At 30.8% G+C, this 17232-nt stretch carries 15 protein-coding genes; all 15 read right to left on the bottom strand.

What is annotated here, in order from left to right; all coding sequences use genetic code 11:
* Position 1: 1 nt before the first annotated feature.
* A complete protein-coding gene (locus BUA21_RS06010) occupies positions 2–931 on the bottom strand; it encodes an ABC transporter permease (protein ID WP_072743907.1) in 930 nt (309 codons plus the stop codon).
* A gap of 12 nt (positions 932–943) precedes the next feature.
* A complete protein-coding gene (locus tag BUA21_RS06005) occupies positions 944–1858 on the bottom strand; it encodes an ABC transporter permease (RefSeq protein ID WP_072743906.1) in 915 nt (304 codons plus the stop codon).
* 99 nt (positions 1859–1957) lie between these two features.
* A complete protein-coding gene (locus BUA21_RS14685) occupies positions 1958–2116 on the bottom strand; it encodes a hypothetical protein (protein WP_158281600.1) in 159 nt (52 codons plus the stop codon).
* Between the two features lie 250 nt (positions 2117–2366).
* A complete protein-coding gene (locus BUA21_RS06000) occupies positions 2367–3710 on the bottom strand; it encodes a DUF4179 domain-containing protein (protein ID WP_072743905.1) in 1344 nt (447 codons plus the stop codon).
* The gene (locus BUA21_RS05995) at positions 3707–4255 is read right to left on the bottom strand and encodes an RNA polymerase sigma factor (RefSeq protein WP_072743904.1); all 549 of its coding nucleotides are present in this window, start codon (positions 4253–4255) and stop codon (positions 3707–3709) included. Before BUA21_RS05995 ends, BUA21_RS06000 begins: the two co-directional genes overlap by 4 nt.
* 154 nt (positions 4256–4409) lie before the next feature.
* A complete protein-coding gene (locus BUA21_RS05990; RefSeq protein WP_072743903.1) occupies positions 4410–4637 on the bottom strand; it encodes a DUF2164 domain-containing protein in 228 nt (75 codons plus the stop codon).
* Positions 4638–4685: 48 nt separating this feature from the next.
* The gene (locus tag BUA21_RS05985) at positions 4686–5393 is read right to left on the bottom strand and encodes a hypothetical protein (RefSeq protein ID WP_072743902.1); all 708 of its coding nucleotides are present in this window, start codon (positions 5391–5393) and stop codon (positions 4686–4688) included.
* Positions 5394–5444: 51 nt separating this feature from the next.
* On the bottom strand, positions 5445–6020 hold the full coding sequence (locus BUA21_RS05980) for an HD domain-containing protein (protein ID WP_072743901.1): 576 nt from the start codon (positions 6018–6020) through the stop codon (positions 5445–5447).
* Positions 6021–6049: 29 nt separating this feature from the next.
* Entirely contained in the window at positions 6050–6823 is a 774-nt protein-coding gene (locus BUA21_RS05975; protein ID WP_072743900.1) for a nitroreductase family protein, read from the bottom strand.
* A 121-nt stretch (positions 6824–6944) separates the two neighbouring features.
* Positions 6945–7166, bottom strand: a complete 222-nt coding sequence (locus tag BUA21_RS05970; RefSeq protein ID WP_072743899.1) for a YdbC family protein — start codon at positions 7164–7166, stop codon at positions 6945–6947.
* Between the two features lie 85 nt (positions 7167–7251).
* The gene (gene brxL, locus BUA21_RS05965; RefSeq protein WP_072743898.1) at positions 7252–9300 is read right to left on the bottom strand and encodes a protease Lon-related BREX system protein BrxL; all 2049 of its coding nucleotides are present in this window, start codon (positions 9298–9300) and stop codon (positions 7252–7254) included.
* A 22-nt stretch (positions 9301–9322) separates the two neighbouring features.
* Positions 9323–11878: a BREX-1 system phosphatase PglZ type A gene (pglZ, locus tag BUA21_RS05960; RefSeq protein ID WP_072743897.1), complete on the bottom strand. Its 2556-nt coding sequence runs from the start codon at positions 11876–11878 to the stop codon at positions 9323–9325.
* Positions 11879–11893: 15 nt separating this feature from the next.
* On the bottom strand, positions 11894–12625 hold the full coding sequence (locus BUA21_RS05955) for a DUF3226 domain-containing protein (protein WP_072743896.1): 732 nt from the start codon (positions 12623–12625) through the stop codon (positions 11894–11896).
* On the bottom strand, positions 12625–13662 hold the full coding sequence (locus BUA21_RS05950; protein ID WP_072743895.1) for an AAA family ATPase: 1038 nt from the start codon (positions 13660–13662) through the stop codon (positions 12625–12627). The genes BUA21_RS05955 and BUA21_RS05950 overlap by 1 nt, the downstream gene beginning before the upstream one ends.
* Before the next feature lie 15 nt (positions 13663–13677).
* Positions 13678–17220: a BREX-1 system adenine-specific DNA-methyltransferase PglX gene (pglX, locus tag BUA21_RS05945; protein ID WP_072743894.1), complete on the bottom strand. Its 3543-nt coding sequence runs from the start codon at positions 17218–17220 to the stop codon at positions 13678–13680.
* Positions 17221–17232 lie beyond the last annotated feature (12 nt).

Below are 17232 nucleotides of genomic sequence, written 5' to 3'. Positions count from 1 at the left end.
ATTATTTCCTGTCCTTTACTGTATTCAATGTTGGATCAAAAGCATCACGAAAACCATCTCCAAGAATATTCATAGCCAAAATAAACACACTGATTAATATACCTGGTATTACCAATTGATATGGATGAGTTCTTATATGTTTTATACCTAAATTTGCAAGCAATCCCCAGCTTGCCATTGGTGGCTTTATTCCTATTCCTAAAAAGCTAAGATATGCTTCAGAAAATATTGCTTCTGGAATAGATATCGTAAGCTGTATAATAATAATCCAAATACAATTCGGTAAAAGATGCTTGAATAATATCCATAAATTGCTCGCACCCATCAATTTAGCCGACATAATATATTCAAGATTTTTAAGTTGTATAATCTGACCGCGAACCAATCGAGCCATATCAATCCAACTTGTAATAGATATCGCAATAATAAGTGAAATTATCCCCGATCCCATAACAACCATAATCAAAATTGTAATAATTGTATAAGGAATCGCACTAATTATGTCCAAACACCTCATTATGATATTATCCACCTTACCCCCAAGAAGTCCTGACATTCCTCCAACAAATGCGCCAACAATGGTTTGTATTAAACCAGATATAATGCCAATAAAAATAGAAACTCTTGCTCCAACCCACGTTCTTTGCCATAAATCTCTACCAAGTTCATCTGTCCCAAACCAATGTTCACTATTAGGCCATTTATTCACATTGGACAGATCCGTAGTTTTATAATCATAAGGTATTAAAAATGGTCCTACAATTGCCATAACTATGTATGTTATTAAAATAATTATTGAAATCATCATAATTTTATTTGATAAAATCATACTTTTAATATGTTTAATTGAAATATCTTCTATTGTTCTAGTTTCCTCAATAGATTCATATATGTCTGTAGATGGTCTAAATTTTTCTTTTGTGACATTCATAATTCACACCTACTATTCTAACCGTATTCTAGGATCAACAATGGCATATAATATATCTACTATTAAATTCATTAAAATCAATATAGTCCCATAAAATATTGTCAATCCAAGGGTTAGTGAATAATCAAGATTTTGAATGGATAATACAAAATGTCTTCCCAATCCTGGAATTGCAAATATTTGTTCCACAACAAAACTTCCAGTTAATAGCATTGCCGTAGTTGGGCCTAATAGCGTAATAACTGGAATAATTGCATTTCTAAGCTCATATTTAAATAAAATATGTTTTTTTGATAATCCCTTTGATTTCGCAACAATTAAATAGTTCTTATTATGAATTTCTATCATGCTAGATCGTAATATTCTTGTTATCATCCCAAGGGTTGCTATTCCTAGTGTAAAGGATGGCAAAATTGTTGAAGAAAAACTATTCCATTGTGCTGCAGGAAACCATCTAAACTTTAAAGCAAATATATATTGAATTAATGCACCTAGTATAAAACTAGGCACAGAAATGCCAACTATCGCAATAGTAACGCTAATGTTATCCCAAATTTTATTATGATTAATAGCAGCAATAACGCCCAATAAAATTCCACCTATTATTGCAAATATCAAAGCTCTTATCCCTAAATCCGCTGAAACAGGAAAAGAGTCTATTATTATCTGGTTAACAGTTCTTCCTATGTAATTAAGGGAATATCCTAAATCCCCTTTCAATAAATTCAATACAAAAACCTTATATTGTTCTAACAACGGCTTATTCAAGCCATAATATTCCATCATGTTTTCAACAATTTCTGGTTTGATTTTTCCATTTGTAAAAGGATCTCCTGGTATTAACCGAACCATAAAGAAAACTAATGTTATCAGAACCCAAATTGTAACAACCGAAGTTAGAAGTCTTTTTATAATATATCTTTTCATTCCTAACTCCTAGCAATATTGATTTTTTGACAACTCTTCAAATAATATTTTCAACATGTAACTCTTTTTCAATATCTCCATATTCATCTATGTTTTTTCCTAATTTAGTTTATCAAACATATATACTAAAAGTAAATGATTATCAAATAAATCAATAAGTCCTTTTGTTTTATTCATAAATTTTATAGCTAAAATAATTTGTTCTTCTCTTCTTTTATCTATACCATAGTAAGTAAATACTACTCTACTATTTAGCATCTAATGAAATACTTCCATTTAGAACCAAAGGGACAATTTAGTATCATTAAAAAAGAACCCAACAGGCCAGCAACTCCTACAGATTTTAAACTTTTTGCTAAACCCGTTGAGCTTCCAAGGTATAAATGATATAAAAGACATTTATTTAGCAACTATAGATAGTTCAAAAAAACTATATATTTCAAAGCTAAACTAATACTCAAATCAAAACACCAACAGTCAATTCTGCAGCAATAAAATCCAGCATCTATCAATTAATATCTATCACAGTTCCATTTATATTCACTGATTCAACCTTTGAAACATCCAGTGGTAAAGAAGGTATATATTTTATTCTGACTTCTCCATTGTCACTATAGCTAATTCCACAGTCAAATGTTTGAGAACTACCATCAGTCATATTGATACTAATAGGTATTCTTGTAGACTCATCAATTTCTCCATTGCACACTAGAGTTATACCTAAAAGCGATACTTTAATAGTATTTACATTTAAAGTATCCATTTTTATATTGCAATCAATTTTCTTTTCTTCTCCAACAGATTTAAGCTTAAATGTTGTTTTCCAATTTCCTGTTACATAATTGCCATGAGATACAAAATAGCCCATAAGTTTCAAATCATGAAGATTTATATCGTCTACATCAAAGATATATTCTATATAATTACGTCCCCATTTGGTATTGCCTAAATCATCTACTCCAAAGTAAATACTATCTGGATTCTTGTCAATCCTATTACCCAAAGCATCGACAAAATAGAAATATCCATGATCATCAATGCCATCTCCAACCCACTTAGTTTGTATGTGGAGGCGACCATCAATATAACCAATATTTGATATATACATAAAATCTATTTCAGGTAGTGTTATTTTCATTTGATCTGGCTTTAGGATCCCTATTATGCCCTGTGTTTCAAACTCCTCAAACAATTCGCCCCCTCCACCTAAGACATCATTGTTCATGTCTAGAGAAATTGTCTGTGAATCTTCAACTTCATTTATATCTAAAAGATCGATGCCAGTCTCAACTCCATCAAATGTCAACTTATCAACAAGAAAAGATTCAACTTGAAAACTTGCTTTTTTACCGTTTAGTTTTTTCCCACCATTAGCTCGCATACGTAAAGTTGCAGTTTTAGTTGTTTCATCATAGTGAACTATTTGACAATTAGATATATTTGTCCCCGTCAAATTGTAATCATAAATATCTAAGGTTTCATCAATTCTATCTCCTACCAAATCTTTCATCGTAATATAAATAACAGCCATCTCATCATCATTCATAGCTCCTAATACTTCCATCTTGATTCCATTGTCTTCACAACTAGCCTCTATAGGCTGTAGCATCAATGCTATATCAGGACTAACAATAGATAAAAGCTTGTTGAAACTTGGAATAGTCACTGCCATTACGCCAACTGAAACCATCAAGCATATACAAACTATTGCAACAGAAACTGATCTTTTAAACTTCATAGGAGTTTTCTGTTTTCTTATCTTTCTTTCCACATTTGATACAATGTCATATTCAGGTGTCTCGATAGTATCAAGTGCATTTTTTATAATTGTTTCATCATGATCAAATTTCATTTTATACCCCCCAATCCTTCATTATAGGAATTTGTTTTTTGCAATTCATCTGACAATTTCTTTTTTGCTCTTTCATAGCGTTTCCGCAATGTACTAGCTGATACATGATAGATATCTTCCAATTCTCCATAGCTTTTTTCATCTATTACCCTACTAAACACTAGTGCCCTGTCCGACGGAGATAAAGTTAAAAGAGCTTTTTTTAAATCATCACTTATGTAGCTTGAATATTCATTTTCCTGTTTTGTAGAATTCATACCTGTTTGGGGCATAAAAAACAACAATTTTTTCTTTCTAAGTAAGTCTATACACGTAGTATATGCAATACGATATAGCCACGCCGACAAGGATGTTCCACTTTCAAAATTATTTCTTTTGTTATAGGCTTTGATAAATGTGACTTGTACAGCGTCTTGAGCTTCAAAATAATCACAAAGTATATTGTGACAATATCTTAGAAGCGATTGACCGTATAGCTCTATGGCACATCGAAGCTCATATTCTCCGCCTGTAGCAAAAATATTGTCAAGATCACTTGCCTTCATCTCATCTCTCCCTTCGTTAAATTAATATGTGCTTTCACCTCTATAACGGAAGTAAGTATGATTTTGTGACATACAAAACCCACCTTCAAATATAGAAAGTGGGTATCACTAATAATTTTATACAGTCTCATAGCTAATTAACATATATAATTCTTTACCTTTGTATTGCAAATAAATCTTCAGCTTTATCTTTAATGAAAACATATGAATCATAAACTCCTTGATTATAAAACTCTGGAGCTATATTCTCTACAAAAAAATCTAAAATTAGTTCTGCAGCCAAATCTCCTAAATCTTCATCTCTTTCTTTTAAAAAATAATCTTTAATCAATCTAATCATTTCATCTTTCTTTTCTTTGTTTAGCTCAATTTTGTTCCTCATAAACATACTCCTTTTCTATAGTGTCAATCAAAGTGTCCCTATGCCACCTCAATAACTAATCCTTTCATACTCAAAATGAGCCCTACTTTTTTTTAATATTTTTTCCTTTTCCTTAACCATTTCATATTCATTCCACAATTCATCTGCAAAATAATTAGGAACTAATTTGTATTCTTTGTAATCAGAAGAAATTTCATTTTTCCCATCTACATATTCAAATAGATGATTCCAAGAAGCCACTTTAAATTTTAGTGGATATGAGATATTGTCATTTTTAACAATTGTTTCGTGCTTAACTGAAAAATCATTCTCATCATAGTCTTCAGGAATTTCATAGGTAACTTGTACTATTTCATCATTTGCGTTCAACTTTACTTCTATAACTTCAATATCTCCCTTTCCAAAAATTTTTGATTGAAGTTTTAGTCCGCCTGTATATAAAATTCTATTTAGAAAAGGTTTAATTCCTTTATTATTATTAACTTCTTTTTCCCACAAAAAATGATATGCAATATATGTATTTCCAAATTCATCTTTTGCTGCCCTATAATAAAGTCCTATAGGTTCATCTTCCTCTGCTTGTGCTATTATTGAAGGCGCAAATTCTCTTGCTAGTGGATCATTTTTAATAGGAGTATATCCTTCAACATCTAGTAATACTATTTTTGTCGTATGATTAAATAAAAATATAAATATACCAATGATTAAAATTGCAAAAATTCCATATATAGTAAATACCCTTTTCTTAGAACTCATAGAATCGCCTCAATACTTTCATACTTTGTTATATCATTAGATTGGTGGCAATCAAAACGTCCCCATGCCACCTAATCCTATTTCTTCTGCTACGTTTTGCATTCCCTTTATCGTCTCTTCAATGATCTCATCTAAACTCATACCAAGCATTTCCGCTCCTTCCTCAATGACTTGTCTATTAACTCCTGCTGCAAAACTTTTATCTTTCCACTTTTTCTTTACAGATTTCACTTTCATATCAAGTACGCTCTTACTTGGACGAACTAATGCTACAGCAGTTATAAGCCCTGTCAATTCGTCAATAGTATACAATACCTTTTCCATTCTCTCTTTAGGTTCTTCATCAGAACAAATCTTCCAACCATGACTTACTATTCCATGTATATAATCTTCTGGCCAGTTCTCTTCAGTCAATATCTCTCTTGTCTTTTTGCAATGTTCTTCAGGATACATTTCATAGTCTAAGTCATGTATCAAACCAATAATTCCCCATTTTTCTTTATCTTCTTCTCCAAAGATCTCTGCAAAATACAGCATCACTGCCTCAACAGCTAAACCATGTTTTAGCAAACTCTCACTTTTATTGTACTTCGTGAACAATTCGTAAGCTTCTTCTCTACTTGGCATAAAATCATCTCCCAACTAAAATTTATAATTTATATATTTTCGCCTTTCCAGTTTTCTAACGCTTTTTTAACGGATCTTGCCATTTCCACAGAAAAATCTGCTCCTGTTTTCTTCAAATACATAAACTGTCCAAAATTCTCTACCCCAAGTTTTTCATAATCCATATTCCCTCTATTCTTAAACATTTCTTTAAACTCTTGATTTTCAAGTCTTCTATACTTTTCATTGAATACTATATACTTTTTATCAAATCTTTCTCTATGAATCCTTTCAAAATCATCTGGATAATACCCCATTGCTAAAAGCGCTACTGGAAAAGTCCATTTTGGTAAATTAAATATTTCCCTATGAACCTCATAATTTTCCATTATATCTCCAATATAACAAGAACCTATACCCAAAAATTCAGCAGCTATCACAGCATTCTGAGCAGCAATTAACGCATCGCAACAAGCTAAAAACAAATCGGCCTCTTCTGGACCATTATATTCTATATTTTTCTCTTTACACATCTTTTTCACATTGCAATAATCATAATAGTCGAACCATCTTTGCATATCAGCTAAAAACAATAATTGTACTGGTGCTTTTGAAATAAAGCTTTGATTATCACAAGTAATACTTAATTTTTTCTTTGTCTCTTCATCTTTTATGACAATTATGGAATACAGTTGCATATTTCCTGCAGTAGGTGCTTTAGTAGCACTTTTAATTATAATATCTAAGTCTTCTTCTTTGATAGGCAAATCTTTATATTTTCTAAGTGATACTCTTTCTTCTAAAGTCCTAATGACATCATTCATACTAAATACCCCCAATTTATTTTTTCAGAATAGCTCTTATTTAATTCTTTCTTATAACTACTTTAATCATATTACCAGCTCCCAGCAAAAATAAAACTAACTATTTTACTTCCATTCCTTTTTATAAATCCATATCATTTAATATATCCCTTAGTGCCTTTAGTTCTTCTTTTGTTAACGTAATACCCTTCGCCATTTTTTCATGCTCAGGTGCCCAATCTCTTAAATCATATTTTGCTTCTCTATCGTTCCAACTTATAAGATTCAATTCCTTTGTCCAGCCCTTTGATGATTCTGAGATGGTACCTACATTTTCAATGATTTCATATTTAATATCTGCCATTTTAATTCCTCCTTTGATTATAGTTTTTATCTATCTTGCAAGTATATCCATATAGGTGGCAATCAAAACGTCCCCTTGCCACCTCCTAATCAGCTCCAAGTGCTTTATATATTGCATCAATGGGATCTGAGTAAAATATAGGTTGAATTTTTATCACTAAATCAACAGGTACTGTTTGATAATCAACTACTGAAGTAACTGGTATGAGTACCTTCTTAGCTCCTGCATCCACACATACTTGAAGTACATTTGCAAACTCATCAATTTTGGCAATAGTTCCTCCAACAGTCATATCACCTAAAACAACTAAACTTTCCAATACTGGTCTATTTAGTGATCCTGAACAAAGTCCAATGATCTCAGCAATAGCAAGTTCATTAGTCAATCCAATACCTTGTAAATCAGAAATATGCATTAAAAAATCCTTAGTCTTAATACTAATATTAGAACTAATACTTTTAGCATTGGAAGTAAAATATCTAAAAGCAGTATCTAATGATTCTTTTGCTCCTCTATGACCACCAATTCCTGATTTATCAAACTTTCCACTACCAGACACTACTTCATTTTCTAACTTATATACGCCAATCATTCCAGAATCAGAATGTCCAACTGTATATACATGACCTGGTTTTCCTTGTCCCTCTGGTATAAGTTTGCTACCACCTTGTTCTGGTACTGATACATATTCTTCCTCGAAAGTTTCTTTATCTATATATGAAAAATGAACATCATAAAATTCCATTCCACCAATCTTCTTCAATTGTTCTTTGACTCTTCTTCTTCCCTCAAGGGCAAATTTAAGTATTTCCTCAATATCTTTTTTAGTATATTCACCATTTGGATATATAAGCTTTACCAATCCTGAAACTGTTTTTCTTACAGCAATAACATCCCTTTGATTCAAATTGTTTCCGAGCTTAAAATACTTATCTAAAGCATCAGAGAAGGATCTCTTTCTCATCTCTCTAAAGAATTCAGCCATATAATCTACTATGAAACCATATTGGTCAGTAAAAAATTCTGGTCTCATCTTAGGAATTTCCCAACCTGGAATATAGTAGTGCATTCTATCGAAGAAAGCACTATCATTAGCCATGTCCTCTGGAAATGGAGCAAATAGATGAGATGTTTTTATTAAATTATCTAGACTTTGATTAATATTTCCTACAAAAACCATAGAAGCAGAAGCATTTTTTTCTTCTTTGCCTCTAGCAAAAGAGCCAGAAGCCATATAATCTTTCATTATCTGTATTCCATCATTATCCTTAAATTTTATACCTGCAACCTCATCAAAAGCTACAACATCCCACAATCCAACTAAACCTATTTTTCTAGTACTCATATTATAAAATAAATTAGCAACTGTTGTTTGTCCACCAGAAACTAAAATACTATTTGGAGAAATTTCCTTATACACATGAGATTTTCCAGTACCTCTAGGGCCTAGTTCGCAGACATTATAATTATTCTCCACAAGTGGTACTAGTCTAAGTAAAAGATGCCATTTCACCCTCTCTTCTAATTGAGTAGGTTCCATACCAGTCGATCTTATCAATACATCAATCCATTCATCTTTTGTAAAATGCTTTCTTCCTTCAAATATCTCCTCTATATCCATATTGGGCATTTGAATTGGTTTTAAATTGCTTATATGGAAAGGACTTTGTCCTTTTATTTCTTCATCAAAATAATAATCCATCTTCATAATACACCAAATACCGCCCATTAGGAGCTTGTCATACTCTTTCACATAATTAGATGATATAGGTACACCCTTTAATCCTAAATTTGAAAACTCGGCTTCATATACATCTCTTTTATCATTCAAGGATACTGTTACCTTATCAATAATAGAATAATGTCCTATCTCCCTAATCTTAGATTTAACTATCTCAGATTCGTCAGGTCTAACATAATTTTCTGCCAAAATCTTTTTAACTCTCTTAACTCCCTCTTCTATACTATCCTCATCATCAGTAGCACAATACATTCCTAGTAAGTATTCCAATACATAAACGGGTACATTGGCACCTTCTTTGATTAACTTAGTTAAATCCTTTCTTACTACACGGCCAGCAAAATGGTTATTAAGTTTAAAGTTTAGGCTTATTTCTTTATCAATACTTTCCATTCAATTCACCTACTTATCTTTACTAAAATCCAAAGTCATTTATAATTGCCAAATCAATCATAAATGGTACTTTAGCATAGATTTTTTCTACCATCTCGTCTTCATCTTCCATAATTAAATAATATTTCTCAGACTTATCATAAGCTTGATCTTTCAGTGTAAACTTTTCTCTAAATGTCCGTTCTTCTGGTTTAGATGATCTACTATCTGCAATAATGATATTTTCGTTAGAAATTCTATTTCCCTCTTCATCAACAAAATAAAGCTTTAAATTTATAGGTATTTTCTTGTCCTCTATCTTTTCTGTCTGGAAAAATTCTAAGTATGTAATCCTATTTGTAATCTTCCTTGATATATTTGTAAGTTTCACTTCTATCTTGGATGATTTGAACTCATCTTTTCTGATATTCTTAAACTTAATTACAGGTATCACAATTTCTTGTAGTGCTGCTCCACCATGAACATATTTTTCTCCAGCACCCTGTACCCTAAACCTTGTAACTCCCTTTGGAATAATTGCATTTAATTTAGTATCCTCTCCAAACAAATAATTCATCGATATGGACAATACACCTTGCTCAACTTTCTTTTCTTCTGTCAAGATGAATCTTCTTCCCTCATCAATTGCTTTTACATCTGCTTTGCTGATTTTGTCATATTCCTTTAAATTTGACCTTCTATAAATAAATCCATGATCTGCTGTAATATAAATATTAGTAGCACTTACATTATTAATTAAATTCTTAATCAAGCTATTTAAATCCTCAAAAGTTTTTTCAACTGCCTCGAAAACATCCCTTTCCGTTGAGGGTTTATCACCAATTGCATCAACAACATTATGATATATATAAACCAACTTCTTTCCTTCAAATATTTCCTTATATTCAGGCCTTTTCATATCTTTCATATCATTGTACTTTATAGCAACAACATCTTCAGAATACATAGAAAGTATCTTTTGCCTATTCTCTGTTCCAGCAGAGTTTATATTGTCTACTAGAACATCTCCTATATCATTCATTTCAATATTTTTATGTGGTAGCAAAGAAGCCATGCCCAACTTTGTATACGAAGGTATTACACCTTGCATAAAGAAAAGTTCTGCCCTACCTCGTCTATCCCGATTTAAAATATCAGTAAGTTCCTTTGCAGCTTCATATCTAAATGCATCTGAAATAATGACGAAAACCCTTTCTTCATTGCGCATATGGGGTAAAATATATTGATCATAAAATTCTTGTTGTTTATTTAATCCATTAATTCTTATATCGTCAATCAATTCATCTTCAATAATTTGAGACCATTTAATTGAAAGTTCTTCTAAATACCAATGGGTATATGTATTTTCAATGATTTCTAAAAGTTTAGAGAAATTGTCTTTATTCTCAATTCTATCCGAGGCTAAGTAAAATTTTCTATAAAAGTAATCAAATAAATAATATGTTTTAGTGTAATTATCTATTACCTCATAAGCAGTCCCACCTTTGAGGCTCTTTTTTAGCTCATCAACTAGCCTTAAAATCTCCATAGCATAATATACGGATTCATATTCATTTTTAAATTTCTTAAACCAATGGGTAGTTCTTCTCCTATTAATAATCTTTCTATACTTTTCGTACTCTCCAACATTTTGAGTCAAATTAACAATAAGCCAATTTATAATTTCTTCATCAAATGCCTTAAATGTATCACATAAAATATAATCTTCTAGGTCCCACTTTCTTATATAATTTTTTAAGTTCAACTTTTTTTCTACTTGATTAGCCAACACATCATACACTTCACAATCCTCAGAATGATTCATGAAATGATTGATAAATACTATAGTATCTGCTTTCTTTGAAGAAACAAATTTTTCCCATGTAGCTGGGGTCTTTGCTTCTAAATTATAACTAAGATTTGTTATTAAAAACATGATTATCAATTGTTCTAAACTTCTTTCTTCCAAATGATATCCATACTTTTTCCCAACAAGATCCCAAAATACATCTATATCGCCAAAGTTTATAATTTCCTTTATATATTTGTTTTCATCTTCTATCTCTTCCATGAGTATAGTTTTTATTACTAATTCGAAATTTGGAACCGGTAATTTGCATAGAACTGATAAAACTGCTATACTAACTTTTTCTTCTGTGAACTCCTCAATATTATAGGAAGCAAATTTCTTATATCTTTCTTTATTTCCAAAGAATTTTATGTATTTTTTAAATACATATCTTAAAGTTTCATCCTTAACCCCCAAGTCTCTCATAATAACAGTAGCTTTATCCGTTGAAAATTCCTGACTATATTTTTCAATATCTAACAGCCAGTTTTCTCTAGCCATGGGTTTAGGATTAGGTGAATAAATCAAATAGTTTGAACACGTATCTTGTTTTTCTAATAGGTACTTTATATAAAAGCTATTGTTGTCACTAAGCTGCAAGACCTTGGCATTTTCTAGTTCTAAATCTTTAATATCTTCTACAAACTCTGACTCTTCATCATACCAAAATATAATATTTCGCTTTCTCCCATCTGAAAATTCCTTTTTTAAGTTTTCTTCCAGTATTTTTTTTATCTCTGATAAATTCATTTTTTCACCTGCTTTTTATATTTCTTCTAACTTCCTAAATCCATCTTGAATAGTTCTATATTCCTCCCAGTCAATATTTCTCAACATAGAATCAATCGGAGTAAAAGTCTTTTGAGGAAACATTGTTCCAAGAGTTACCGCCAACTCTCCCTTTACTTTCAATCTTTGGGTATTTAGATAGTTTTCTAGGTTAAAAATCGAAATAAATTCTTTGCTCTTATTTACTATATAGCTTTCTTCTTCCCCCATTTCACAAATAGCATCTAGTATAAATGTTTCTAATGCTCCTTTTTTATCAAAAGGAATAATAATAGGCAATATGTTTACACTTATAGTTTCTTGAGACTCATTAACAAACAATTTTTCTTTCCATTGATTATTTTCTAGATTAACTCCATTAAAATAGTTATTTAATTCATTAAGTATATCAATGTCATTTTCGAAATTATCTCTATCTCTTAATACAATTATTTTATTAAATACATCTTCTTTATTTGCCACTTTGTTTATTTTTAAAACCTGTTCAATGGCATATTTAAAGTTATCTTTTCCTCCAATACCCCATATAACTAGTAAATCATCCCTTAAGACATACCAATTTGCTTCTTCATTTTCCTTATTTCTTATAGGAATAATGTTTTTTCGCTTATCTTTTTTGCCGTAAAAAGTCCATCCTTTAACTCTATTTAAATAATAGCTAATTAAAATAGCATCTGATTGACCTTCGCACAATAATATACTCTTCATTATCTCAACTCCAATCCGAAGTCTTCTCGTGCTTCATGAGCTTTAAATCCATCTAAATTTCTTACTACAGTTTTATTTTCATCAATGCTATTTTTAATCGTAATCACTCTTAAAGACTCTCTGAAAAAATCTACATTTTCCTCAGTATCTTGGATTTCCAATATAGAATCAATAACTTCTATGCTATGGGTAGTCATAAATACTTGAACATTATATTTTTCGCAAGCTTTTATAAACCATTTAAACACATCCACAAAAGCATCTATATGAATAGCAGTTTCTACTTCATCTATTAACAAAACCCCTTTTTCAGCTTTAATAATGGATGAACCCAATAAAAGTACCCTTTTTAAACCATCTCCATAAGTAGATAGTGGCATCAACCCTAATTTTTTATGTTCTATATATGGTACAGTTTTATTATTTTCCTCAACCATTTCTAATCCAATTATGTCTTTATCAAATATACTTAGCAATTGTATTAACTCTTTCTTTTTCCCCTTTTTTATAACTTCATTTGAACTATTCTCTAGCAAGTGATCAATTGGCGCAATATGGACTATAGGTAATAAATTCAACTTGTCATCTACGACAAAGCTTTTATCAGTTTGTAAAATCTTAAAATCTTCTTCGTAATGTATTTGTCCAAAATTAACTTTTGCTTTTCCTTCAAAGCCTTTAACAATAGGAGAATATGAAGCTTCGCTGATTACAGAAATTTCTTTGCCTTTAATACTCATTTCAAATTGTTTTTCTTTTATAGTCCCATTAATTTCAATACTATTGGAGTGCTTGTTTAACATATTTCTAAAAATATTATAAGATGAGCTTTGATTGTTGAATAATTCTCTTTTTTTCCCGACACGAATAATACTGCCTTCGTCCAATGGGTTTTCAATAATCTCTATAGCTTCTAATACAGATGTTTTCCCAGAATTATTCTTCCCAAGCAAAATGTTTACTTCCCCCAGGTCAGATAATTCCAAATCTTTAATCCCTCTAAACCTTTTTATATATAAATCTTCTATATACCTCACAATATCACCTCCAATTTATATTTTAGCCAATAAATCGGCTTTTAATGGCTTTTTCCCTTCTCCTTGAGGAATTTGAACTCCTTGAAATTTCCCATAATTAACTGCTACGCCATCATCTAAATCAATTTCTATTTTCTGATTTGCCACATGGGCTATCACTTGATCATAAGCAATACATTCTAGTATTTGTTTACCTACACTATCTTTTTTCTTCTTCGCAGTAGCTTTTTCTCTTGCAGATAAATCTGAATTTATGAGGATATCCAATCTTTTTACTTCTGCTTCATATTTCTTTTGCAATTTATGAAGATAATCCGTTCGAACTCTTGCCACAGTTGATACATCATAACGATGCATATAAATAAGAGCCTTAAATCCATTTTGCTTTCCGCTATCAAACAGCCAATAAATAGGTCGTTTCTTATAAGTCTTGACATGGTCATTGTAGAAATCCTTCAAGAAATATCTCCTAATAGTCTGTCTTGAAGTTTCATTTGCTTTATTTCCTAATGTTTCAGAAATGTAATCAAGATTTTCTTCCAATGTTTCTTCACCAAAGGTTACCTTGACAAATTCTACAAATCTATTGACAATATCATCTTCAAAATAATCATCATCTGCTATAACGAGGACATTATCTTTAGTAGGGATAAACGTTTTGTATTTATTTATATCAAATTCTCCTCCAGCATATATTAAACCTTCTTCATCTAAAGAATATCGCCCAAACATACAGCCTACTGCGTAAGAAATGAAGGATTTAATATCTCTTTCCCTATCTGCTTTACTGATGGTTATATCTTTGTCTTCAACTTCTGGGGTAAGTTCATCTTGAAGTCCATAGATATCAATGAAAATACGATTTAGTTCCTCTTCGTTTGCTTTGAGTTTGGCAAATTGTGATTCAGAAAAGTATTCCCATATTTCATATGCACTTTTTATGGTTTTATTTGGTAACCCAGTTGTCAAGTCAAGATACATAAAGTTAAATTCTTTATTCAATAATGGGTGAATCTTAAAATCCCATGAAGTTTCAAATGAATCCCAGTCTTGTCGAGATATTTCTATATTTTTTTCTACAATGCTTTTGACTCTTTTTTCACATTCTTGATTTATAACTATTGGAATTTCTCCAACAATACCTACTTCATAATTAAGAGCAGTTCCAAATATATTTAATATTTCATTTACAACATTTGTATTTAATAGTCCAAGAATATATTTGAAATCAACATTCTGAAAACCAACTATTCCAGAACCTCCTCCACCAAATATAGAACTTTCTATATATCTAGTAGAAAATTTATAACTAGTAACTGATGACCATGTAACTGTATCCTCAAAATAATTCATAAAGTTAGCCCCACTAGATTTTTTGAATGCTTTTATATCCTTGCCATCATCATGCCACTTAATTATATAGTTATTATTGCCATACCATCGTCTAAATTCTCCGCCTTTATTATATGGTTTCCAATTACAAAACTTATCATATTCAACCTCATGCCATAGTCTCAAAAAACGACCATTATCTCTCGTCTTAAGCCCTTCAAATAAAATTGCATAATCCTTTAATTTTTTATTTGTTTCAAAAACATTTATATATGACTCATTTATCCAGTAAGCTATTGGTACTCCTATTATTTTTCCAAATTTTTCTTGTTTTGTAAAATAGATTCCACTATCAGTGAAAAACTTATTTCTTTTTTCTTCTAAACTATCTACTTTAACATGCTCTATAAAAAATCTCTTATAATACCCTTTGTACTGTGTAATTTGTCTCTTATTTATAATGAATGCAACTGTTCCAAAATCAGAACCGAATACACCTCTTCCCAAATGTAATAGATTAATAATTGTATTTTTATTTATGATTTTTTTTCTGATGTTTCTATAAGAAAATAAAAACATCCATGTCGGAATATTTATCATAGATAATAATCCATCACTTTTTAAAAATGCAATTGAACATTCCATAAACACGGTACTCAAGTCTTTACACGCATCTTTATAATTTTTATTTATATATTTCTTTAATCTTTTATTCATTCCCCCGCTTCCCATATAAGGTGGATTGGTACATACTACATCATACTTCTCACTCATTATCCTCCCCTGTTTCACAAGTGGAGGTAGGTTTTCCAATATTACTTCTCTATACTGCAATTGAAATAAATCAATTGTATCTCCATTCCTTATCTCCTCTAACCTTCTTTCAATGGTATCAAAGTCAATATTCTTTACATCCAATATAGAACCATATTCTTTGGCATCATGAAAAACTTCAATTAAACACTTAACATCTTTTGTTGTTTCTGGAGACCAAAGGTCTCCCCTACAGAAATACTCTATGGCTTCCTTTGGAATACCATTGCTTTCTTGTATTGAACAAAGATTTAGCTCTATCTTTCTTCTAAAAATTCTTCTATTCTTGCTCCTTGCTTTCATCATGAGGGCAAATGATGCTAGTTGTCCTGCTCTATCATCTATATCAAGTCCATATAAATTTTTCTCCAATATTAGCTTTGGTATATCCCTTTCAGAATAATTAGCTTTTAAATATATATCATAAAGAACGTCAAAGGCATAGACAAGTATATGCCCACTTCCCATAGCTGGATCTAGCACCTTTATATCTTCAGGATTTAAATTTGGGTCTTTCAGTTCATCAAGTTTTTTTTGTACTTCTGGGTCTTGTTCTGCTTCTTCTAAATAATACTTCCACTTTGCCTGTAATTCTTCATCTGGATGAGACTCAAGCCACAATCTCCCTAAAGAATTTTCTACCATGTATTTAACAATCCATTTAGGAGTAAATAATTGTGTTGCAGCAGGTATATTTGCTTTTGTAATCTTTTTATTTTTCTTTAAGTCAGCAAACACTTCATCTTTCTTTTCAGAAATATAGTATTGATATAGCCAACCAATTATTTCAACTTGGTCCTTATAGTCTTCTTCATCTATAGATTCTACTAAATCCCTGATTACAGAACCTTCTGCCAATAAATTGTCTGGCAATAACAGCTCTGTATAATCAGATATTTCTTCAAAAACCATAGGCATGATTTGCCCTAGTTGATTACATTGTTTAATCAAGACATATTTATATAAATCCTCTGTATCATTTTCATCTATAAGCCTATAAACAATTTCACGATTTATATCCAAATCAATATTTAAGGCTTCTTTTATGATGTCTGGTTCTGTTTTCCCTTCTTCTATAGAAGATAATACCCTAACCCCCGTTGGAAGGTAATCATTGACTTCCATAAAACGTAGGGCAATAAATCTATTGAACCATGTATAAGCTACTTCTTCTATGACTTGCTCAAATCCCTTTGCCTTTATATTGGAAACTAGCTTTTCTCTCTGTTTTATTTCATATTTTTTATAGATTTTGCCATTTTCTATCCCTTTGATTTTAAATCCACCTTCAAAAGTCTCTGTATCTTTTATTTCATCCTTTGTAATCCCTAATTCATAAGCTTTTTGGGTTATATCTTCTATTAAATTATTTCTTGCTCTTACAGCAAAATTCTTTATAGCAGATTTATTCATATTCATTTCCCC

It is taken from the genome of Sporanaerobacter acetigenes DSM 13106 (assembly GCF_900130025.1).
Taxonomy (GTDB): Bacteria; Bacillota; Clostridia; order Tissierellales; family Sporanaerobacteraceae; genus Sporanaerobacter; species Sporanaerobacter acetigenes.
Note: the sequence above shows the minus strand (reverse complement) of the source record. Positions and strands in the feature narration are given on the sequence as shown.